We start from the raw sequence: 21,803 nt of genomic DNA, 5'->3' as shown, positions 1-21,803 counted from the left end.
ACACGCTGATGACCATGAGTGGCCGGGCGGCTACGATGTCGGCGTCCTTTTCGCGTTGAAGAGTTCCGATGTCGTCTGATCACCTGAGCTGGGCACGCGATCGGGAGGCAGTCGTCAATCCCTCCGCGGAGCTGGACACCGGCGTGCCGACCGCGGCCCGCGTCTACGACGCGATGCTCAACGACAAGGACAACTACTCCGCGGACCGGGCGGTGGCCGAGGCGAGCCTCGCGGTGATGCCGGAGCTGAAGGAGATCGCGATCAACAACCGCGCGATCCTGCACCGCGTGGTGCGACACCTCGCGGCCGACGAGGGGATCGTCCAGTTCCTGGACCTCGGGTCGGGCCTGCCGACCGCGCGGAACACGCACGAGGTCGCGCAGGAGGCCAACCCCGAGGCCCGCGTCGTGTACGTCGACATCGATCCCATCGTGCTCGCGCATGGCCGCGCCATCCTGGCCAACGATGCGAACACGAGGGTGGCCACCGCCGACATCCGCCGGCCGGGCGAGGTGCTGGCCCACCCCGACGTGCGCGGGCTGATCGACTTCGAGCGGCCGGTGTGCGTGATGCTGTGCGGCATCCTGCACCACCTCCTCGACGAGGAGGACCCCAACGGCATCGTCGACGCCTTGCGAGAGGCGGTCGCGCCGGGCTCGTTCTTCTTCATCACCAACTTCACGCGGCTCGGCGATGCGCCGGAGTCGGCGGAGCTGGAGCGCGTGCTGCTGTCCCAGCTGGGCACGGGACGGGTCCGGACGCCGGCCGAGCTCGCCCGGTTCTTCACCGGGTTGGAGCTGCTCACGCCCGGGATCGTGCCGCTGCCGCTGTGGCGGCCGGACACGCCCGTCACCGACACCACGTCCATCGCGGCCCGCTTCATGACCGGCGGTGTGGCCCGCAAGCCGTAGCCGCTGCTCCCGGGGCGTTTCGGGGGCGGGATAAACTGGGCGCGGGCTGATGATCGATCTCCGAGGTGGGCGGTGCCGGTGGCCATTGATGCGTTGGACGTGGCCGTGCTGTTCCGCGAGAGCCGCCGCGAGTCCGCGCCCGCCTACCGCCGCCTCAAGGACGTGATCATCGAGCAGATCGGCTCCGGGCGGTGGCCCGAGGGCGAGCTGCTGCCGTCGGAGAGCCAGCTGGTGAACGCGCTGGGGCTGTCGCGGATGACCATCAACCGGGCGCTGCGCGAGCTGAGCTCGGAGGGGCTGATCGTCCGGCTCGCCGGCGTGGGGACCTTCGTCGCCGAGCGCAAGAGCAGCTCCGCGCTGTACGAGGTGCGCAACATCGCCGACGAGGTCCAGCGGCGCGGGCACCGGCACCGGACCGACGTGGTGCTGCTGCGGGAGGAACCCGCCGACCTGCGGATGCACCGCCTGTTCGGGATCACCGAGGGGCGGCCGGTGTTCCACTCGCTCGTGGTGCACTTCGAGGACGAGATCGCGATCCAGCTCGAGGACCGCCACGTCAACCCCGAGCTCGCCCCGGACTACCTCGACCAGGACTTCGCCACGCAGACGCCGAACAGCTACCTGTCGCGGATCGCGCCGCTGGGCAAGGGCGAACACGTCGTCGAGGCCGTGCTGGGCACCGCCGAGGACTGCGCGCTGCTGGGCATCGCGGAAGCCGAGCCGTGCCTGCTGATCCACCGGCGCACCTGGTCGGAGGGGCGGCTCGTGAGCACCGCCCGGCTGCTGCACCCCGGTTCGCGATACCGGCTCGAAGGCACCTTCGACGCGACCTGATCCCCGGATCGTCCCTGTTCACCAGCGTTTGTCCGGTTTCTCCGCGCGCTCCGCCCGGATTTCGGGCCGAACTCTTGACGAGCTGTATATACAGCACTATACATATCGCACCGCCTTGGATTGTGCCCGGCAGCACAGCCGGCGGTTCCGGTTGCAACGGAGGGGACAACGTGGTTCCCGCAGGGAGGAAAAGGTGAGAAAAGGCGCGGCGGCACTGACCCGTGGCCTCACGGCACGGCACATCCGCTTCATCGCCCTCGGCTCGGCCATCGGCACCGGTCTCTTCTACGGCTCTTCCGAGGCGATCAGCCAGGCCGGCCCCTCGGTGCTGCTGGCCTACCTGATCGGCGGTGCCGTGGTCTTCGTGGTGCTGCGGGCGCTCGGTGAGATGGCCGTGGCCGACCCGGTGCCCGGCTCGTTCGGCGAGTACGCCAGTCGGCACCTGGGGCGCCTGCCGGGCTTCCTGACCGGCTGGACCTACACCTTCGAGATGATCATCGTCTGCATCGCGGACGTCACCGCGCTGGCCGTCTACATGGGATTCTGGTTCCCCGACGTGCCGCGGTGGATCTGGGTGCTGGCCACGCTGTTCGTCATCGGCGCGGTGAACCTGCTGAGCGTCAAGGTCTTCGGCGAGCTCGAATTCTGGTTCTCCGTGGTCAAGATCGGCGCGATCGTCGCGATGATCCTCGGCGGCATCGCCGTCCTCGCCTTCGGCTTCAGCGGCGCCCACGCGGAGACCGGCGTGAGCAACCTGTGGTCGCACGGCGGGTTCTTCCCCAACGGCATCGAGGGCTTCCTGATGTCCTTCGCCGTGGTCATGTTCGCCTTCGGCGGCACCGAGATCATCGGCGTCACCGCGGGGGAGGCCGAGGAGCCGCACAAGACCATCCCGCGCGCGGTGAACAGCGTTCCGGTGCGCGTGCTGCTGTTCTACGTGCTGACCATCGGCGTCATCATGTCGATCACCCCGTGGCAGTCGATCAGCTCCTCGGGCAGCCCGTTCGTGCAGATCTTCGAGGGCCTCGGGCTGACCTCGGCGGCGACCGTCCTCAACGTCGTGGTGATCACCGCCGCGCTGTCGGCGATCAACAGCGACATCTTCGGCGCGGGCCGCATGCTGTTCGGCATGGTCGAGCGCGGTCAGGCGCCGGCGATCATGGGCCGGGTCTCGCGCAACGGCGTGCCCTGGATGACCGTGGTCATCATGACCGGCGCGCTGCTGATCGGCGTGGTGCTCAACTACGTCGTCCCGGAGGACATCTTCACGATCATCGCCTCCATCGCGACCTTCGCCACGGTCTGGGTGTGGCTGATGATCATGCTGGCGCACTTCCAGGCCCGCCGGAAGATGAGCCCGGCCGAGGCGTCGGCGCTCAAGTTCCCGTCGCCGCTGTGGCCGTACGCGCAGATCGCGGCGATCGCTTTCCTGGTCTTCGTGTTCGTGCTGCTGGCGTTCTCCGCGGACACCCGCGTGGCACTCATCGTCGGCGCCGTGTGGCTCGCCGCTCTCACGATCTTCTACAAGTTCGGCGTCGGCCGCCGCAAGGCCGCCGGCGGGAGCTCCGACGACGACCGGCTCGCCGCGTCCGAGGCCGGGACCGGCTGACCACCGGACACGCAGCTGTATAGACAACCCTATGCTTCATCTGGCGCCACCAGCCGGAAGAAGCGAGCGCGACGCCCCAACTCACGAGGAAGAACAACATTGAGCATGCTCAGCAGCACTGAAGCCAGCGCGGACATCACCGCCCAGCCGGTGGTCGTGGGAGTCGGCGCCGTCAGCCCCGCCGACGTCGTCCGCGTCGCCCGCGGCGGCGCGCGGGTCGAGCTCTCCGAGGAGGCTCGCCAGGCCCTCGCGGACACCCGCGGCCGGATCGAGCGCCTCGCCGAAGAACCGAAGCCGGTCTACGGGATCTCCACCGGGTTCGGCGCGCTCGCGACCCGCCACATCCCGGTGGAACTGCGCCGCCAGCTGCAGAAGAGCCTCGTCCGCTCGCACGCCGCCGGAAGCGGCCCGGAGGTCGAGCGGGAGGTCGTCCGCGGGCTGATGCTGCTGCGCCTGTCCACCCTGGCCACCGGCCGCACCGGCGTCCGCCCCGAGATCGCCGACGCCTACGCCGCGATGCTGTCGGCCGGGATCACGCCGGTGGTCCACGAGTACGGCAGCCTGGGCTGCTCCGGCGACCTCGCGCCGCTCGCGCATGCCGCGCTCGCCCTCATGGGCGAAGGCACCGTGCGGGACGCCGACGGCCGCTCGCTGCCCGCCGCGGAAGCCCTCGCCGCCGCCGGGATCACCCCGGTCGAGCTCGCCGAGAAGGAAGGGCTCGCGCTGATCAACGGCACCGACGGCATGCTCGGCATGCTCGTGCTGGCCTGCCACGACCTGCGCAAGCTGGTGAAGCTGGCCGACATCACCGCCGCCATGAGCGTGGAGGCCCAGCTCGGCACCGACCGCGTCTTCGCCGCCGACCTGCAGGAACTGCGCCCGCATCCCGGCCAGGCCGCCGCCGCGTCCAACATGCGGCGCGTGCTCGCCGGCTCGGGCATTGTGGCCAGCCACGCCGGCCCCGACTGCAACCGCGTGCAGGACGCCTACTCGCTGCGCTGCGCGCCGCAGGTCGCCGGCGGCGTCCGCGACACCCTCGCCCACGCCGAGTCTGTCGCGGCCGTCGAGCTCGCCAGCGCCGTGGACAACCCCGTGGTCACCCCCGACGGCCGCGTGGAGTCCAACGGCAACTTCCACGGCGCCCCCGTCGCCTACGTGCTGGACTTCCTCGCCATCGTCGCCGCGGACCTGGCCAGCATCAGCGAGCGCCGGACCGACCGGTTCCTGGACCCCGCCCGCAACCACGGCCTGACGCCGTTCCTCGCGGACGACCCCGGCGTCGACAGCGGCCACATGATCGCCCAGTACACCCAGGCCGCGATCGTCTCCGAGCTCAAGCGCCTCGCCGTCCCGGCCAGCGTCGACTCGATCCCGTCCTCGGCCATGCAGGAGGACCACGTCTCGATGGGCTGGTCCGCGGCCCGCAAGCTCCGCCGCGCCGTCGACGGCCTCACCCGCGTCCTGGCGATCGAAGCGCTCACCGCGGCGCGCGCCATGGACATGCGGCAGCCGCTGAGCCCGTCGCCCGCCACCGGAGCCGTGCGCGACCGCATCCGGCAGCACGTCGCCGGTCCCGGCGCCGACCGGCACCTGGCGCCGGAGATGGGGGCCGCCGTCGAGCTGTGCCGGTCCGGCGCACTGGTCGACGCCGTCGAGGAAGTCGTCGGCGCTCTCGACTGAGACCCGTTCGCAGTCAGGACTTCCGGGCGCGGGAGGGGCGTGACCCCTCCCGCGCCCGGACTGTCTGTCATCCTGGACAACTGCTTCCGGCCGGGGATTGCTCCGGGAACCCGCGCGGCGACTAATGGAACGAACGAATTCCGCGGCGCGAGGAGGGCGAATGGCCGGATCGTTGCAGGTCGAGCGCAGATCGATCGACCCGATCCCCGACGGCGAGCGGCACGGCAACCCGCGCAGCCTGTTCACGTTGTGGTTCGCCGGAAACATGCAGATCACCTCGGCCGTGACCGGCGCGCTGACCGTGCTCGTGGGCCTGCACCCGCTGTGGGCGCTGGCGGCCATCGCGCTGGGCAACGCCATCGGCGGCATCCCGATGGCGTTGCACGCCGCGCAGGGGCCGAAGCTCGGCATCCCGCAGATGATCCAGAGCCGGGCGCAGTTCGGCGTGTACGGCGCGGTGCTGCCGCTGGTCCTGGTCGTGCTGATGTACCTCGGCTACTTCGCCAGCGGCAACGTGCTGGGCGGCCAGGCGCTGGCCGCGATCACCGGGCTGCCGGTGGACGCCAGCATCCTGCTCTACGCAGCGCTGTCGGCGCTGATCGCGATCGCCGGATACCGGCTGATCCACCGCTTCGGCTGGCTCGCGTCGCTGGTGTCGGTCGTGGTGTTCGTGTACCTGACGTTCCGGCTGGTCACCACGCACGACCTCGGGCCGGTGCTGGCGAACGCGGAGCTCGACCTGCCCGCGTTCCTGCTCGCGCTGTCGCTGACCGCGTCCTGGCAGCTCACCTTCGGCCCGTACGTCGCGGACACCTCCCGGTACCTGCCGGCGAGCACCTCGATCCGGGCGACGTTCTGGTGGACCTACGGCGGCACCGCGCTCGGCGCGACGTGGGCGATGTCCTTCGGCGCGCTCGCCTACGCGGTGGCGGGCAAGGAGTTCAAGGGCCACGAGGTGACCTACGTGGTGGGACTCGGCGGCGAGGCGCTGGTGCTGCCGCTGCTGCTGGCCATCGCGCTGGGCAAGCTCACCATCAACGTGCTCAACATCTACGGCGGCTACATGACGGTGGCCACCACGTTGACCGCGTTCACCCGCAGGGCGGTGCTCTCGCAAGGGGCCCGGATCGGTTACATCGCGTTCGTCGGCGTCCTCGGCGGCGTGCTCGCGGTGCTGGGGCGCGGTGACTTCCTGTCGAACTTCGTGCTGTTCCTGCACTTCCTGCTGTACTTCCTCACGCCGTGGAGCGCGATCAACCTGGTCGACTTCTACTTCCTGCGCAAGGAGAACTACGACCTCGACGCGATGTACGACCCGAACGGCCGCTACGGCCGCTGGTGCGTTCCCGCGCTGGTCGCCTACTTCTTCGGCATCGCCGTGCAGATCCCGTTCTCCAACGTGGACAAGGTCTTCACCGGCTTCATGGTTCCGCTGCTCGGCGGCGCCGACATCGCGTGGCTGCTCGGGCTGGTCGTGCCCGGCGCGATCTACTGGGCGGCGATGCGCAACCGGATCCGCGAGAATCGTCCCGTCGCGGGAGGTGCATGAGGTGGCCGAGTCGAGCGCGTCACCGGCCGTCGGGCGGGCGCTGGACGTCCTCGTCCGGCTCGCCGAAGGACCCGGGCCGGTGCGCGCGGCGAGCCTCGCCAGGGATCTCGGGATTCCCCGCTCGTCGCTGTACCACATCCTTTCCGTCCTGGTGGACAAGGGATTCGTGGTGTACCTGGCGGCGGAGCAGGCCTACGGGCTCGGGGTGGTGTCGTTCGAGATCGGCTCCGCCTACCTCCGGCACGAGCCGCTGGAGCGGCGGGCCGCGCCGATCCTGCGCCGGCTGGCCCGCAGCCTCGGGCAGACCGTGCACCTCGGCATCCTGCACGGCGCGGAAACGGTGTACCTGCTGAAGGAGCAGCCGACCTCCGGCGCCGACGTCTCGCTGATCACCGACGTCGGGGTGCGGCTGCCCGCGCACCTGACCGCCAACGGCCGCGCGATCCTCGCCGGCAGCACCGAAGCGCAGATCCGCGCCCTGTTCCCGCACCGCAGCGACTTCATCACCCGCACCGGCCGCGGCCCCCGGACCCTGGCGGAGCTGGGGGAGGGGCTGGCGGTCGACCGGGAGCGCGGCTGGTCGGAGGAGGTGGAGCTGGTCGCGCCCGGCATGCGCTCCGTGGGCGCCGCGGTGTTCGACCACAGTGGACGGCCGGTGGCGGCGTTGAGCACCACGTGGAGCCGGTTCCACGAGCGCCACGAACCGGCCGTGGTCGGCGAGGCGATGCGCGGCGGCGCCGCCGGGCTGACGGCGGCCATCTCCGGCCGCGACCCGCGCCCGGTCGCCTGAGCGTCGGAAGCAGGTGTCTCGGATCCGAGAACAACCCGGCTCCGCGCTGTCGGCCGGGCGCGGTGCGGGGTCTGATGGGACCAACGAGAACGGCTCGAACCTGGAGCAGCACATGAGCAACGAAGACGCCCGCACCGTCCGCGCCCCGCGCGGCACCGACCTGAACTGCCGCGGCTGGCAGCAGGAAGGCGCCCTGCGGATGCTGATGAACAACCTCGACCCCGAGGTCGCCGAACGCCCCGACGACCTGGTCGTCTACGGCGGCACCGGCAAGGCGGCGCGGAGCTGGGCGGCCTTCGACGCGATCACCGAGACCCTCAAGACCCTGGAGAAGGACGAGACGCTGCTGGTGCAGTCCGGCAAGCCGGTCGGCGTGCTGCGCACCCACGAGTGGGCGCCCCGGGTGCTGATCGCCAACTCCAACCTGGTGGGCGACTGGGCGAACTGGGAGGAGTTCCGCCGCCTCGACTCGCTGGGCCTGACGATGTACGGCCAGATGACCGCCGGGTCGTGGATCTACATCGGCAGCCAGGGCATCCTGCAGGGCACCTACGAGACCTTCGGCGCGGTCGCCCGCAAGCGCTTCGACGGCACCCTCGCCGGCACCATCACGTTGACCGCCGGGCTCGGCGGCATGGGCGGCGCGCAGCCGCTGGCGGTGACCATGAACGAGGGCGTGGCGATCTGCGTGGAGTGCGACCCCTCGCGCATCGAGCGCCGCATCGCCCACCGCTACCTCGACGTCCGCGCCGACGACGTCGACGACGCGCTGCGGCTCGCGGTGGAGGCCAGGGACCAGCGCAAGCCGCTGTCGATCGGGCTGCTGGGCAACGCCGCCGAGGTGTTCCCGAAGCTGCTGGAGATGGACGCGCCGATCGACATCGTCACCGACCAGACCTCCGCGCACGACCCGCTCTCCTACCTGCCCGTGGGCGTCGAGCTCGACGAGTGGGCCGCGCTGGCGGAGCAGGACCCGGCGGCGTTCACCGAGCGGTCCCGCAAGTCGATGGCCGCCCAGGTCGAGGCGATGGTGGGCTTCCTGGACAAGGGCATCGAGGTCTTCGACTACGGCAACTCCATCCGGGACGAGGCCCGCAAGGCCGGCTACGACCGGGCCTTCGCGTTCCCGGGGTTCGTGCCCGCGCACATCCGGCCGCTGTTCGAGGAGGGCCTCGGCCCGTTCCGGTGGGCGGCGCTGTCCGGTGACCCCGCGGACATCGCGGCCACCGACAAGGCGATCATGGAGCTGTTCCCGGAGAACGAGCACCTGCACCGGTGGCTGACGATGGCCGGCGAGCGGGTCGCCTTCGAGGGCCTGCCCGCCCGGATCTGCTGGCTGGGCTACGGCGAACGGCACCGCGCCGGCCTGAAGTTCAACGAGATGGTCGCCTCCGGCGAGCTGTCCGCCCCGGTCGCCATCGGCCGCGACCACCTCGACTCCGGTTCGGTCGCCTCGCCTTACCGGGAGACCGAGTCGATGCTGGACGGCTCCGACGCGATCGCCGACTGGCCGCTGCTGAACGCGCTGGTCAACACCTCCTCGGGCGCGTCGTGGGTGTCGATCCACCACGGCGGCGGCGTCGGCATGGGGCGCTCGATCCACGCCGGGCAGGTCTGCATCGCCGACGGCACCGAGCTGGCCGCCGAGAAGCTGACCCGGGTGCTCACCAACGACCCGGGCATGGGCGTGCTGCGCCACGTCGACGCCGGCTACCAGCACGCGACCGACGTCGCCAGGGAGCGCGGCGTGCGGATCCCGATGCTCGACGCGTGAACCGGCCGGCCCGGAGGCGGCTGCGCCTCCGGGCCGCCGGCGACCAAATTGGACTTGCAGGAGTGGGAAAGTGATCGTTGAGGCGGTGAACCGCGCGCCGCAGCGCTGGAGCGGCCGCGACGACGGACCGGGGCCCGAACACCTCAGGTGGCACCACGTCGTCGGCGCCGGGGGAGCGGCGGACGTCGCGTTCCTCGGGTTCCGCAGCGATGAAGGCGTCCGCCGCAACAAGGGCCGCCCGGGAGCGGCGGACGGCCCGCGCGCCATCCGCGAGGCGCTGGCCTCGATGGCGCTGCCCGCACCGGTGGAAGCCGCGGACGCGGGCGACGTCGAGGTCACCGACGGTGCGCTGGAAGCCGGGCAGGAACGGCTCGGCCGGGCCGTGACGGACCTGCTCGACGACGGCCGGTTCGTCGTCGTCTTCGGCGGCGGGCACGAGATCGCCTACGGCAGCTACCTCGGCATCGCGGAATCGGCGCGGGTGCGCTCCGGCGCGAAGCTCGGCGTGCTCAACCTCGACGCGCACTTCGACCTCCGCGCCGACGAAACACCGAGCTCCGGCACGCCGTTCCGGCAGATGGCCGACCGGGAGCGGCAGAGCGGCGAACACCTGCACTACGCGGTGCTGGGCATCAGCCAGCCGAGCAACACCAAAGCCCTGTTCGACACCGCCGACGAGCTGGGCGTGGACTACCTGCTCGACGACCACTGCGGCCCGGCGAACCTGGTCGCGGTGGACGAGTTCGTGGACCGGTTCCTGACCGGCTGCGACGTGGTCTACCTGACGATCGACCTCGACGTGCTGCCTGCGGCGGTGGCGCCCGGCGTGAGCGCCCCGGCGGCCTACGGCGTCCCGCTGGAGACGATCCAGCACGTGTGCGAGCGGGTGGCGGCCAGCGGCAAGCTGGCGCTCTGCGACGTCGCGGAGCTCAATCCCGGGCTCGACATCGACAACCGCACCGCCCGGACCGCGGCCCGCCTGGTCCACCGGATCGTCACCGCGCAACGCACTCACCAGTAGGGGGAGGAATGCCCGAGCACGAAACCGCGGATCCCCGCGAACTCTCCGACGAGGCGTTCACGACCATGCTCGAAGAGGAGCAGGGCACCGTCCAACGTGGACTGGAATAGCGGCCGGGTCTTGGCCCGGAGCACCGGGGCGGTGTCTCGGTAGGGTGGTGGGAGTTCCCCTCCACCGGAGAACGACGACGTCGTCCTCGTCGCGCTCGGGCCGCTGACCGCGACCGACTGCGAGGAGTTCCACGCGCTCGGCACCCCGGCGGGAACGGCGGCGAGCGCGCTGATCCGGCACCGCTTCGAACACGGTGCGTGACCTGCGGGGTTCGACTAGCTAGACGCCGGGCGGCGGAGGACTATCTCCGGTATCCGCGTTCACGAAATTGGTCCGGGTGCCGACTGGTTCGTGAGCGAACGGGACCGCGTCGCCCGGCGTTCGGCTACCCGTTCGAGCGCGAGCGTGAACCCACGGCCGACCCGGTCCGAATCCGACCGAGGGGGCCGCGATGTCCACTTCGGACAGCAAAGCCGGCAGCGACGACGCGCGGCTGAGCGAGCTCGGTTACACCACGGAATTCCGCCGGGACATGAGCCTGTGGGCGAACTTCGCCCTCGGGTTCACCTACCTGTCGCCGGTGGTGAGCACCTACACGCTGTTCGGGGTCGCGCTGGCCGCCGGCGGGCCGCCGATGATCTGGAGCTTCCTGCTCGCCGGCGCCGGGCAGTTCCTGGTCGCCCTGGTGTTCGGGGAGGTCGTCGCGCAGTACCCGCTGGCGGGCGGGATCTACCCCTGGGCCCGGCGGCTGTGGGGAAAGCGCTGGGCGTGGATGTCCGGCTGGGTCTACCTGATGGCACTGCTGGTGACGATCACGAGCGTCGCCTACGGCGCCGGGCCCTACATCGCCCTGCTGTTCGGCTTCCACCCGACGGTCATCAACAACGTGCTGTGCACGGTCGCGCTGATCGTGGTGGCCACCCTGATCAACTACGGCGGCACGAAGGTGCTGTCGATGGCCGCGATCATCGGGTTCACCGCCGAACTGCTGGGCGCGCTGTTCGTGGGCATCTGGCTGCTGACGACCCACCGCTTCCACGGCCTGGGGGTGCTGTTCGACAACTTCGGCGCCGGAGGTTCCGGCCCCTACCTGCCGGTGTTCCTCGCGGCCGCGATCATCGGCTTCTACCAGTACTACGGCTTCGAGGCGTGCGGCGACACCGCCGAAGAAGTCCCGGACCCGGGCCGCAACGTGCCGAAGGCGATGCGGCGCACCATCTACATCGGCGGTGCTGCGGCGACGTTCGCCTGCCTGACCCTGCTGCTGGCGGTGCCCGACTTCGGCAAGGTCATCTCCGGCGAAGACGCCGATCCGCTGATCAACGTGCTCAACAGCGCCTTCGGCGAGACGGGCGCGCGGGCGGTGATGAGCGTGGTGCTGATCTCGTTCCTGTCCTGCACGATCAGCCTGCAGGCGGCGGCCGGGCGGCTGACCTACTCCTACGCCCGCGACGAGATGATCATCGGCTACAAGGTGCTGCGCCGCTTCTCCCACGCCCGCCACGTGCCGCCGTACGCGCTCCTGCTGGCCGGCGTGGTCCCGGCGATCATCGCGGTGGGGTCGCTGATCTCCACCGACGCGCTCACCAAGATCGTCTCGTTCGCGATCCTGGGGATCTACCTGGCGTTCCAGATGGTCGTGCTCGCCGCCCTGCGCGCGCGGCTGAAGGGCTGGCGACCGACGGGCAAGTTCACCCTCGGCCGGTGGGGGATCCTGGTCAACGTCGTGGCGCTGGCCTACGGCATCGGCGCCATGGTGAACATCTCGTGGCCACGAACGCCGCAGGCCGCCTGGTACGACAACTACATCGTGCTGCTCTCCGGTGGGATCGTCGTCGCCATCGGCGTGATCTACATGTTCACCACCCACCACTACGGCCGCAGCAACGCCCCGGCCGGGGACGCCGTGCCGGCGGACAAGCAGTGAGGCGCGGCTCCACCCCGGAGCGGGGTGGAGCCGCGCGAGGCGGTCAGAGCGGCAGCCGCGGCCAGTTCGCGGTGTCGCGCAGCAGCTGCCTGTTGTGGGTGGCGACCACGATCGCCGCTGTGGTCGTGGTCAGCGCATCGGTGAGCTCTTCGACCAGCGTCATCGACAGGTGGTTCGTCGGCTCGTCGAGCAGCAGCACGTGCGGCCGCGCGGCCAGCGCGATCGCAAGCTGCAGCCGGCGTTGCTGGCCGATCGACAACTCGGCGACCGGTCGGCCGGCGGCGTCGGGCAGCAGCCCGAGCTCCGGCAACGGGATCGCGTCGCCGTCGATCAGCCCGGACACGGCGAGTTCGTCGACGGCCCGCTGGTACGCCTCACCGGCGGTCAGCCGTGCCGCAGCCGGCGATTCCTGCGCGAGCCACGAGACCCGCGCCGAGGCGTTGCGCACCACGGCACCCGACGTCGGCTGGAGCTCACCGGACAGCAGCGAAAGCAGACTCGACTTCCCGGCACCGTTGCGGCCGGTGACGACGAGGCGATCGCCGGATCGCAGCAGCAGCGACCGGGGTTGCTCCAACCGCCCGCGCAGGGTCACCTCGTCGGCGTGCAGGAGCGGAACCCCTGGCATGTCCCCGAGTTCCGGGGCCTGGAAGCGCAGCGGCGGCGCCGGCACGTCCACGCGGTGCGCGTCGAGGTCTTCCTGCCGCCGGTGGACCGCCCGCACGAGCGCGGGCGCGCGCGTGGCGCGGGTGTGCTTGCCGGTGCCCTTCTCCGGTCGCCACCCGGTGGACAGGCGGTCCTGGGCCGCGGAGAGGTCGTCGGCGAGCCGCTGGTGTTCGCGTTGCTGTGCGCGGTATTCGTTCTCCCAGCGCTCGCGTTCGGCCCGCTTCCCCTGCTGGTAACCGGCGTACCCGCCGCCGTAGGTCCGCGGGCGCCCGTCCCTGGTCGGGTCGAGGTCGAGCACCGAGGTGACGACGTCGGCGAGCAGCGCGCGGTCGTGGCTGACGAGCACGACGCCGCCCGGGTGTTCCCGCAGCCGCGTGGTCAGGTGTTCGAGACCGGCCGCGTCGAGGTGGTTCGGCGGCTCGTCCAGCAGCAGCAGGTCGTGCCCGGCCGAGGAGGCAGGCCAACCGCACCCGGTAGCGCTGGCCGACCGACAGCGCGGCCAGCGGCCGGGCGCGGTCGGCGACGGCGCCGAGTGCGGCCAGCGAGATGTCGACCCGGCGGTCGGCATCCCAGGCGTTCAGCGCCTCCGCGGCGGCCAGCGCTTCGGCGTACTACTCGGTGCCGGAACCGTCCACAAGAGACGAAAAGAAGCCGGAACGCCGTGGCGGGCCGGGGAATCGACCACGGCCCGCCACGGTGGAAGTGGTAGGACTAGACGACCAGCCCTGAACGAACGACGTGCACCGGCGACATCAGGACGGACAGGTCGCGCTGCGGGTCACCCGAGACGACGATCGCGTTGCCCTGGAAGCCCGCGGTGAGCCGCCCCGCTTCGCGTTCCACGCCGAGGAGCCTGGCGGCGGAGGTCGTCGCGGTGCGGATGGCGTCGAGCGCGGGCAGGCCTGCCTCGTGCATCAGCTGCACCTCGCGGCCGATCGGGTCGACGGTGCCGCCGGAGGAGTCGGTGCCGGCGGCGAGCGGCACGCCCATCTCGTGGGCGGCGCGGACGGCGTCCTTGAGGATGGGCAGGTAGGTGCGCCCGCGTTCGGCCAGGACCGGGTTGGTGGACTCGGCGAGACCGGCCATCGCGGTGAGCGTCGGGGTGAAGTAGGTGTCCCGGCGGCGCATTTCGTGCAGGGTCCGCTCACCGACGAAGACGCCGTGCTCCAGCGAGCGGATGCCCGCGGTCACCGCGTCGTGGCAGCCCTTCTCGCTGTAGCTGTGGCACAGGACGCTCTTGCCGCGCTTCCGGGCCGCGGCCACCACCACGGCGAGCTGCTCGTAGGAGTAGACCTGGGTCTGCGGATCCTGCTCGGGCAACCCGGCCCGCTCGTTGACCCGCGTCTTGATCACGTCGGCGCCCCGGGCGAGGTTCACCTCGACGACGCGGCGCAGCGCCTCCGGCGAGCGGACGCCCTCCTTGAGCCGCGCCAGCGGCGTGAGGTCGGGGTCGGCGAGGACGGTGTCGCCGAGATCCGGGGTGACGAAGACGCCCGCGGCCTTCAGATGCGGCGCCTGCTGCGGCGCCTGCCACGCCAGCTCGCGCACGGCGATGTCCTGGTAGAAGTTCGTGGAACCGCTGCGCGCGCTGGTCGCGCCCTTGCGGACCGCGTCGGCGGCCTCGGCCGCCGTGTTGAGGTGGATGTGCGCGTCGACGAGGCCGGGCAGGACCCACTTGCCGCGCGCGTCCAGGCGCGGGGCGTCGGCGGGTGCCTGCACGCGGTCGCGGGAACCAGCCGCGCGGACGATGCCGTCGCGGATCACGACGACGCTGTCCTCGATGACCTCACCGGTCGCCGGATCGAGCAGCGTGCCGCCCTCGATGACCAGGTCGCCGCCGTTCGAGCCGGGTCGCGGAGCGGCCTCGGCCGAGCGGGGCGCGGTGGTCAGGGCGGCGGTTCCGGCCAGCACGGCGGCTGCGGCGAGCACCCCGCGACGGGTGACGCTGCTGGGCGGCGGCGGGGTTGGGTCGAGGCACATCACGAGCTCCTAGAAGTCCAAGCTTGGGGTGTTCTGTATACCAAATCATCTCGCAGGTTCGGAATATCCAAGAAACGAGCCGCGTGTACTTGATCGGATTAGCGTTTGGTATACCCATAGCTATGCGAGCGCGGGCGCGGTGCGCACGGGCAAGCGCTGAGCCGCCGCAGTGGCCGGGGCGGCCGCTCTGGCCGCACAATGCGGTGACGTCGGCGAGGGGGTGACGACGTGCGCCTGGATCCCGAGCTCGCGGCAGCCCTGCCCGCGCTGCCCGACCTGCACATCCAGGACCTCGCCGGGGCTCGCGCCCGAATGCGGCAGCTCGCCGCGGGCGCGGCGCCCGGCGGGGTCGACATGACCGACCACGCGGTGCCCGGTCCGGACGGCTCCGTGCGGGTCGGGGTCTGCCGGCCGCCCGATGTCACCGGCCCGCTTCCCGCCTTGTTGTTGTTGCACGGCGGGGGATTCGTGATGGGCGGCCTGGAGACGGTCGCAGTGCAAGCCGCGGATCTGTCCGCGCAAGTGCCCGCGGTCGTCGTGGCCGTCGACTACCGGCTGGCTCCGGAGCATCCGTACCCCGCCGCCCTGCGGGACTGCGAGGCAGCGCTGCGCTGGATCGCTTCCGAAAGCCGCGAGTTGGGCGTCGATGCGGGGCGGATCGGGGTGTACGGGATGAGCGCCGGGGGCGGTCTCGCCGCCGCGCTCACGCTGCTCGTCCGCGACCGCGGCGGGCCGCCGCTGTGCTTCCAGCTGCTCGACGCGCCCGAGGTCGACGACCGGCTGGACACCGCCTCGATGCGGGCGTTCGGCGATACTCCACTGTGGAACCGGCCCGACGCGGTGTTGAGCTGGCGGTACTACCTGGCGGACTGCGGCGGGGTCGTCCCGCCGTACGCCGCGCCGGCTCGCGCCGATGATCTCTCCGGTCTCCCGCCCGCGTACGTGTCGGTCTACGAGAACGACCCGCTGCGCGATGAGGGCTTGTCCTACGCGTCCGGCCTGTTGCGCGGCGGCTCATCGGTCGAGCTGCACCTGTTCCCCGGCACGTTCCACCGGTCGGCCGTCGTCGCGAGCGCGGCCGTATCCCGGCGTCAGATCGCCGAAACCCTCGATGCGCTCCGCCGTGGATTGAGCCGGTTCGAATAGAACTGTAACGAGACAGATAGCGCCGGAAATGGCGCTTTTCCTGCTTTGTTTCCGCTGGTGGATGCGATGTTTCCAGTTGACGATCATTCGTGAACAGATGGTATCCGGGATACGAAAACGTTGACAGAGGAGCCGGGCCGCTGCGAGTATCCGGGATACCAAATCTTCCTTTCAGTCCGGTGTACCAGTTCACCGCAGGGCCTCCCGAACCTCCGGGATCCGGAGGCGGCATCGCCGTCGGCGCCGGTCCGCAGCTCTCGCGCCAGGTATCCACCAATTCGTTCTGCGCCGGGTCGCAGAACGCCCGTTCCTTGGAGTGAGCATGACTTCTTCCTCGGACACGTCACAAGCACCTGCGATGGTTCGGCAGCGGGGTTCGTTTCGTCGTGTCATCGGGGCGAGCGTCGCCGGCACGACCTTGGAGTGGTACGACCACTTCATCTACGGATCCGCGGCAGCGCTGGTGTTCCCGGCCCTGTTCTTCCCGGCGGGCAATCCCGTCGCGGCGACGTTGTTGTCCCTCGCCACGTATTCCGTGGCCTTCGTGACCAGGCCGCTGGGCGCCGTGATCTTCGGCCACTTCGGCGACAAGCGCGGCAGGAAGGCGGTGCTGGTCGCGACGCTGGTCATCATGGGTGCGGCGACGACCCTCATCGGCGTCGTCCCCACCTACGGCCAGGTGGGGATCTGGGCGCCGGTGCTGCTGGTGGTGCTCCGCTTCGTCCAGGGCATCGGGCTCGGCGGCGAATGGGGCGGCGCGGCGCTGATGGTGGGGGAGAGCAGCAAGGACGGGCGGCGCGGCTTCTTCGGCGCGCTCGTCCAGATCGCCAGCCCGGTCGGCCTGCTCATCGCCAACGGGGTCTTCTCGCTGGTCACGTTCCTGGTCTCCGACGAGGCGTTCTTCGCGTGGGGCTGGCGGGTTCCGTTCCTGGCCAGCGGGATCCTCGTGCTCATCGGCCTGTGGATCCGCGTCCAGGTGCACGAGTCACCGGTCTTCGAAGAGGCCGGCGGCCGGCACGAGCAGTCGCGCGCGCCCCTGCTCGTCGTGGTGACCGAGCATTGGCGCACCGTGGCCATTGCGGTCGGTTCCCGCATCGGCAGCGACGTCACCTTCTACGTGTTCAACGTCTTCGTCCTGGTGTACGGCACGACCCAGCTGGGCGCGTCCCGGCAGCTGCTGCTCAACGCCGTGCTGCTCGGCGCCGCCGCGCAGGCCCTCGCCATCCCGGTGTGGGGGCACCTCGCCGACCGCATCGGCCGCCGGCCGGTCCTGGCCATCGGCGCGATCGGCTCCGCCGCGTGGGTGTTCGCCTTCTTCTCCTTCCTGCACAGCGGTTCCACCATCCTGATGCTCCTGGCGCCGGTCGTGGGGAACGTGCTGATCGCGGCGATGTGGGGCCCGCTGGCGGCCTACGTGCCGGAGCTTTTCCCCACCCGCGTGCGCTACACGGGCGCGGGGCTCGGCTTCCAGCTGGCCGGCGTGTTCGGCGGGGCGCTGGCCCCGATCATCACCGCGTTCTTCATCGCGCAGTTCGGCTCCTGGATCCCGGTGGCCGTGTACCTCGCCGCGCTGCTGGCGCTGATGGTCGGTTGCGTCCTGGCCGCCCGGGAGACGGCGCACGTGGACCTGCGCACCGTCGGGGAGGCGGGGTGACGTGCTAGCCGGGATCGATGCGAAGTCGGGAAGGAGCGACGTGGAACTCGACACGCAGCTGTTGTTCATGGAGGAAGCGCTCATCGAGGCGCGCGCGGCAGGTCGGCGCGGCGACCTCGCCGTCGGGGCGGTCGTGGTCGTGGGCGAGCGGATCGTCGGGCGCGGCGGCAACGAGACGACCTCGTCCGGCGACCCCACGGCCCACGCCGAGGTCGTTGCCCTGCGCGACTTCGCCCGCCAGACGCCGGACGCGATGTCCGCCGCCGCCACCATGTTCACGACGTTCGAACCGTGTCCGATGTGCCTGGGCGCGTGCCTGCTCATGCGGCTGGAGGCGGTCGTCATCGGAGGCCGGCGACGCGCCGGCGACCGCGCCTGGGGCGACTACCGGCCCGAGCTGCTCGCCGCCATGTCCGCGACGGGCGGTCCGAAGCTGCAGGTGGGCCAAGGCCCGCTGGCCGACGAGTGCGTGGCGACCCGCGGGCCGGGCGGCCCGGGAGCGGAGGTTCGCAAATGACGGGCGAAGCCCGGGACCTCGTCGGCTACGGCCGGGAGGGACTCCAGGTCCGGTGGCCGAACGGCGCCCGGGTCGCGATCTGCCTCGTGATCAACTACGAGGAGGGCTCGGAGTACTCCTACGCCAACGGCGACGGGCGCAACGAGATCCCCCAGGAGTTCGACTACCCGCCGCTGCCGGTCCGCGACCTGGGCAACGAGACGATCTTCGAGTACGGCGCACGAGCCGGGATCTGGCGCCTCCAGCGGATGTTCGACGAGCTGCGGCTGCCGGTCACGTTCCAGGCGTGCGCCACGGCGCTGGAGATGAACCCCGAGGTCGCGGCCTGGATCAAGGAGGCAGGCCACGACGTGTGCTGCCACGGCTACCGCTGGGAGAACGTGTCCACACTGGACCGCGAGACCGAGCGGCAGCGCCTGCGCATGGCGATCGAGTCGATCGCGGAGACCTGCGGTGAGCGGCCGCGCGGCTGGTACTCCCGGCAGCCGGCGTCGGTGAACACCAGGGAACTGCTCGTCGAAGAAGGCGGCTTCCTCTACGACAGCGATTCCTTCGCCGACGAGCTCCCCTACTTCGTTCCGGTGCTCGGCCGGGACCACCTCGTCGTGCCGTACTCCTTCGCGCTCAACGACGGCCGGTTCCTGCCTGGCCAGACCCTGTCGGGCCCCGACGCGTTCCTCGACCACTGCCGGCGCTCGCTGGACTACCTGTGGGAGGAGGGCGCCACCCGCCCGAAGCTGATGTCGATCGGGCTGCACCCGCGCATCATCGGCCAGCCGGCCCGCGCCCACGCGCTGCGGGAGTTCCTCCGGGAGGCGGTGGACCGGGGCGAGATCTGGTGGGCGCGGCGGCAGGACATCGCCGAGTTCTGGTGGGCGAACCACGGGCCCGCCGCCGATCCGCAGTAGACGCAATCTCGAGGACGAGGAAGGCGAGAAATGACCAAGCTGATCAGTGGCGCGACAGTCGTCCCCGTCGACGCCGAGCGCTCCGTCATCCGGGACGGCGCGGTCGTCGTCGCGGACGACGGCCGCATCGCCGACGTGGGCAAGCGCGCCGTGCTGGAGGAGGCGCATCCGGACGCCGAGCGCATCGACGCCCGGGGGCAGCTGCTCCTGCCCGGTTTCGTGAACCTGCACGTGCACTGCGCGCTCGCGGTCACCCGCGGCATCGGCGACGACATGGGCGGGGCACCCGTCTACCGCAAGGACATCCCGCAGGGCGTGATCCTCGGCCCGGACGACACCTACGTCTTCTCCCGGCTCGGTGCCCTGCAGGCGCTGGCGTTCGGCTCGACCACGATCGTGGAGAACTACATCCACTCGCTGTCCAACGTGAAGGCGCTCGCCGAGCTGGGGATCCGCGCCGTCGTCAGCGAACGCGTCCACGACGCGGACCTGTTCACGGTCCGCGGCGGCGAGTACAGCTACGACGCCGATCTGGGCAAGCGGCTGCTGGAGACCAACGCCCAGCTCATCGAGGAGTGGCACGGCTACGACGGCGGCCGCATCACCTGCCAGGTCGGCCCGCACGGCCCGGACACGGCGTCGTCGCGGCTGCTCGAACAGGCGGCCCTGCTGGCCGAGGAACGCGGCGTCGGGATGTTCATGCACCTCGCCCAGACCGCGGGGGAGGTGGAACAGGTCCGGCGGCTCACCGGCCGGAGCTCCGTCCAGCATCTCGGTGACCTGGGGATCCTGGGGAGCGGGCTGATCGCCGGTCACTGCGCCTTCCTCGAGGACGGCGACGCCGAGCTCCTCGCGGAGTCGGGCACCAACGTCTGCCACATCCCGGTGGTGAACGCCAAGAGCGGCTGGATCGCGCCCGCCGCGCGGTTGCGCAGGCTGGGCGCCGTGGTCGGGCTCGCGACCGACAACATGGTGCACGACATGGTGGAGGCGATGCGGTTCGCGCTCTGCGTCAACCGCGTCGCCGACGGCGGGCCCACCGGCATCAAGGCGATGGACGTGCTCGAAATGGCCACGATCCAGGGGGCGCGGGCCATCGGCCGGGAGGCGGACCTCGGCTCCATCGAGCCCGGCAAGCTCGCCGACCTGGTGTTCGTGGACCTCGAACGCCCGCACCTGGCGCCGCTGCTCGACCCGGTGGCGAACCTCGTCTACGCGGGCCAGTCCAGCGACATCCACAGCGTGATGGTCAACGGCGAGTTCGTGGTCCGGGACCGCGCCGTGCTGACGGTCGACACCGGCGAAGTCGTGGCCGCGGCCCAGGAACGCGCCGAGGACCTGTGGCGATCGGTCGCGGGCTGGGAACCCGCCGACCGGGCGGTCTGCGGCCAATGCTGACCCCGGGAGGCGATGGGCCGGTGGAGTCGCTCGCCGACCTGACCATCGTCGGCGCTGCCGAGGAGCTGCGCGCGGGCCGAGTGAAAGCCGTCGAGCTCGTGGAAGCGGTGCTGAGCCGAGCCCGCGCAACCGAACCGCACGTGAACGCCTACGCGCACCTCGACTGCGACGCGGCTCTGGCGGCCGCGCGCGATGCCGACCGGAAGTGGTCCGACGGGCAGATCTCGGGACCGCTGCACGGCATTCCGATCGGGATCAAGGATCTGATCGCCACCCGGGGGATGCCCACCGAGGCGGGGTCGGACGTGCTCGCCGGCAACGTGCCCAACGTCGACGCGGCCGTGGTGCGCCGCCTCCGGGCCGCCGGCGCGATCATCACCGGCAAGCACCGGACGCACGAGTTCGGCATCGGCATGAACGCGCCGCCGACCCGCAATCCCTGGGACCTCACCCGGTATCCGGGCGGCTCCACGGCCGGTGGCGGGGTGTCGGTGGCGGTCGGCTCCAGCCTGGCCGCCATCGGCACCGACGGCGGCGGTTCCATCCGCAAGCCGGCGGCGATCAACGGGGTGGTGGGCCTCAAACCCACGTTCGGCATGGTGGACGCGGACGGCCTGGTCCCGGGCGGCACCTCGGTGGACCACATCGGATGGCTGACCAGGTCGGTGGCCGATGCGGCGCTGCTGCACGACGTCCTGTCCGATCAGCCGGGCTCCGACCGGCCGGTCCGGGCGGCCCGCCCCCGGATCGGCTGCCCGGCGTACTTCTTCGACGGCATCGAGGAGGGCATCGCCGAGGTGGTGCAGCGTGCCGTCGAGTCGCTGGCCGAGCGCGGCGCCGAAGTGGTTCTCATGGACATTCCGGGAATGAGCGAGACGCCGAGGGCGCACACGCTGCTCGTGTCGTGGGAAAGCGCGCGACTCCACCGGGAGTGGATGGACGCGTGCCCGCAGCGGTACCACCCGGCGAGCCTGCGCGCCCTGCAGGCCGGGTCGCGGGTCGCGGACGCGGACCTGCAGTGGGCCCGCGACCAGCGGCGCCGGGTGCGGATCGCGATCGACGACGCGATGGACGAGCACGACCTGGATGCGCTGTGCACTCCCACGCTCGCACTCGCGCCGGTCCCGATGGCGGAGATGGATCCGGAGCGGCTGCTGCCGGAGTACTGCCGGCTCACCCTGCCGTTCAACCTCAGCGGGCATCCCGCGGCGAGCGTCAACTGCGGCACGAGCCCGCTCGGGCTGCCGGTGGGGCTGCAGATCGTGGGGCGCCGGTACTGCGAGCCGACCGTCCTGCGGCTGGCGGCGATGACCGAGCTCCCGGCCATGCGGCCGCAGCCGTTGCCCGGGGTGGCCGAGGACCAGGCCGCTATTGTCTGAACCGGACGG

The 21,803-nt window shown here is 71.1% G+C and carries 16 protein-coding genes and 1 pseudogene; 15 read left to right on the top strand and 2 right to left on the bottom strand.

Annotated elements, in window-relative coordinates:
- The first annotated feature begins 68 nt into the window (after positions 1-68).
- The 9 genes from AB0H93_RS19670 to AB0H93_RS19630 all read left to right on the top strand — a co-directional run bounded on the left by AB0H93_RS19670 (position 69) and on the right by AB0H93_RS19630 (position 12,146).
- Positions 69-911 carry an SAM-dependent methyltransferase gene (locus tag AB0H93_RS19670; RefSeq protein ID WP_358574291.1) on the top strand — a complete coding sequence of 281 codons (843 nt, stop codon included), beginning with the start codon at positions 69-71 and terminating at the stop codon, positions 909-911.
- 78 nt (positions 912-989) lie between these two features.
- Positions 990-1,745: a histidine utilization repressor gene (gene hutC, locus AB0H93_RS19665; RefSeq protein ID WP_358574289.1), complete on the top strand. Its 756-nt coding sequence runs from the start codon at positions 990-992 to the stop codon at positions 1,743-1,745.
- Positions 1,746-1,938: 193 nt separating this feature from the next.
- Entirely contained in the window at positions 1,939-3,354 is a 1,416-nt protein-coding gene (locus AB0H93_RS19660) for an amino acid permease (protein ID WP_358574288.1), read from the top strand.
- Positions 3,355-3,459: 105 nt separating this feature from the next.
- Complete coding sequence (gene hutH / locus AB0H93_RS19655) at positions 3,460-5,034, top strand: histidine ammonia-lyase (RefSeq protein ID WP_358574287.1); 1,575 nt, start codon at positions 3,460-3,462, stop codon at positions 5,032-5,034.
- Between the two features lie 160 nt (positions 5,035-5,194).
- Positions 5,195-6,583, top strand: coding sequence for a cytosine permease (locus AB0H93_RS19650; RefSeq protein WP_358574285.1), 1,389 nt, complete (start codon positions 5,195-5,197; stop codon positions 6,581-6,583).
- A gap of 1 nt (position 6,584) precedes the next feature.
- Complete coding sequence (locus AB0H93_RS19645; RefSeq protein ID WP_132483803.1) at positions 6,585-7,373, top strand: IclR family transcriptional regulator; 789 nt, start codon at positions 6,585-6,587, stop codon at positions 7,371-7,373.
- Positions 7,374-7,485: 112 nt separating this feature from the next.
- Positions 7,486-9,147 carry a urocanate hydratase gene (hutU, locus tag AB0H93_RS19640; RefSeq protein ID WP_358574284.1) on the top strand — a complete coding sequence of 554 codons (1,662 nt, stop codon included), beginning with the start codon at positions 7,486-7,488 and terminating at the stop codon, positions 9,145-9,147.
- Positions 9,148-9,217: 70 nt separating this feature from the next.
- On the top strand, positions 9,218-10,168 hold the full coding sequence (gene hutG, locus AB0H93_RS19635; RefSeq protein WP_358574283.1) for a formimidoylglutamase: 951 nt from the start codon (positions 9,218-9,220) through the stop codon (positions 10,166-10,168).
- Between the two features lie 502 nt (positions 10,169-10,670).
- The gene (locus tag AB0H93_RS19630; protein WP_358574282.1) at positions 10,671-12,146 is read left to right on the top strand and encodes an amino acid permease; all 1,476 of its coding nucleotides are present in this window, start codon (positions 10,671-10,673) and stop codon (positions 12,144-12,146) included.
- A 43-nt stretch (positions 12,147-12,189) separates the two neighbouring features.
- Here the strand turns inward: AB0H93_RS19630 and AB0H93_RS19625 are convergent.
- Positions 12,190-13,429: pseudogene (locus AB0H93_RS19625) on the bottom strand (ATP-binding cassette domain-containing protein); the annotation flags it as partial.
- Between the two features lie 94 nt (positions 13,430-13,523).
- The gene (locus AB0H93_RS19620) at positions 13,524-14,792 is read right to left on the bottom strand and encodes an amidohydrolase family protein (RefSeq protein ID WP_358574281.1); all 1,269 of its coding nucleotides are present in this window, start codon (positions 14,790-14,792) and stop codon (positions 13,524-13,526) included.
- A gap of 228 nt (positions 14,793-15,020) precedes the next feature.
- Between AB0H93_RS19620 and AB0H93_RS19615 the strand changes: the two genes are divergently transcribed.
- The 6 genes from AB0H93_RS19615 to AB0H93_RS19590 all read left to right on the top strand — a co-directional run bounded on the left by AB0H93_RS19615 (position 15,021) and on the right by AB0H93_RS19590 (position 21,794).
- Positions 15,021-15,938 (top strand): alpha/beta hydrolase, encoded by a 918-nt coding sequence (locus AB0H93_RS19615; RefSeq protein WP_358574280.1) that lies wholly within the window; start codon positions 15,021-15,023, stop codon positions 15,936-15,938.
- A gap of 322 nt (positions 15,939-16,260) precedes the next feature.
- Positions 16,261-17,592: an MFS transporter gene (locus AB0H93_RS19610; protein ID WP_358574278.1), complete on the top strand. Its 1,332-nt coding sequence runs from the start codon at positions 16,261-16,263 to the stop codon at positions 17,590-17,592.
- 40 nt (positions 17,593-17,632) lie between these two features.
- On the top strand, positions 17,633-18,109 hold the full coding sequence (locus AB0H93_RS19605) for a deaminase (protein WP_358574276.1): 477 nt from the start codon (positions 17,633-17,635) through the stop codon (positions 18,107-18,109).
- Positions 18,106-19,017, top strand: a complete 912-nt coding sequence (locus AB0H93_RS19600) for a polysaccharide deacetylase family protein (protein ID WP_358574275.1) — start codon at positions 18,106-18,108, stop codon at positions 19,015-19,017. Before AB0H93_RS19605 ends, AB0H93_RS19600 begins: the two co-directional genes overlap by 4 nt.
- A gap of 30 nt (positions 19,018-19,047) precedes the next feature.
- Positions 19,048-20,415, top strand: a complete 1,368-nt coding sequence (locus tag AB0H93_RS19595) for an amidohydrolase family protein (protein ID WP_358574273.1) — start codon at positions 19,048-19,050, stop codon at positions 20,413-20,415.
- A complete protein-coding gene (locus AB0H93_RS19590; protein WP_358574272.1) occupies positions 20,409-21,794 on the top strand; it encodes an amidase in 1,386 nt (461 codons plus the stop codon). The genes AB0H93_RS19595 and AB0H93_RS19590 overlap by 7 nt, the downstream gene beginning before the upstream one ends.
- Positions 21,795-21,803: the final 9 nt, after the last annotated feature.

This window comes from Saccharopolyspora sp. NPDC050642 (assembly GCF_040654735.1).
Lineage (GTDB): Bacteria > Actinomycetota > Actinomycetes > Mycobacteriales > Pseudonocardiaceae > Saccharopolyspora > Saccharopolyspora elongata.
This window is presented reverse-complemented; position numbering and strand designations above follow the sequence as displayed.

Bases quoted from the DNA above. Each gene is read 5' to 3' on its own strand.
- AB0H93_RS19670 (WP_358574291.1), top strand. From the start codon at position 69: ATGTCGTCTGATCACCTGAGCTGGGCACGCGATCGGGAGGCAGTCGTC.
- hutH (WP_358574287.1), top strand. From the start codon at position 3,460: ATGCTCAGCAGCACTGAAGCCAGCGCGGACATCACCGCCCAGCCGGTG.
- AB0H93_RS19650 (WP_358574285.1), top strand. From the start codon at position 5,195: ATGGCCGGATCGTTGCAGGTCGAGCGCAGATCGATCGACCCGATCCCC.
- hutU (WP_358574284.1), top strand. From the start codon at position 7,486: ATGAGCAACGAAGACGCCCGCACCGTCCGCGCCCCGCGCGGCACCGAC.
- AB0H93_RS19630 (WP_358574282.1), top strand. From the start codon at position 10,671: ATGTCCACTTCGGACAGCAAAGCCGGCAGCGACGACGCGCGGCTGAGC.
- AB0H93_RS19620 (WP_358574281.1), bottom strand. From the start codon at position 14,792: ATGTGCCTCGACCCAACCCCGCCGCCGCCCAGCAGCGTCACCCGTCGC.
- AB0H93_RS19610 (WP_358574278.1), top strand. From the start codon at position 16,261: ATGACTTCTTCCTCGGACACGTCACAAGCACCTGCGATGGTTCGGCAG.
- AB0H93_RS19600 (WP_358574275.1), top strand. From the start codon at position 18,106: ATGACGGGCGAAGCCCGGGACCTCGTCGGCTACGGCCGGGAGGGACTC.
- AB0H93_RS19595 (WP_358574273.1), top strand. From the start codon at position 19,048: ATGACCAAGCTGATCAGTGGCGCGACAGTCGTCCCCGTCGACGCCGAG.
- AB0H93_RS19590 (WP_358574272.1), top strand. From the start codon at position 20,409: ATGCTGACCCCGGGAGGCGATGGGCCGGTGGAGTCGCTCGCCGACCTG.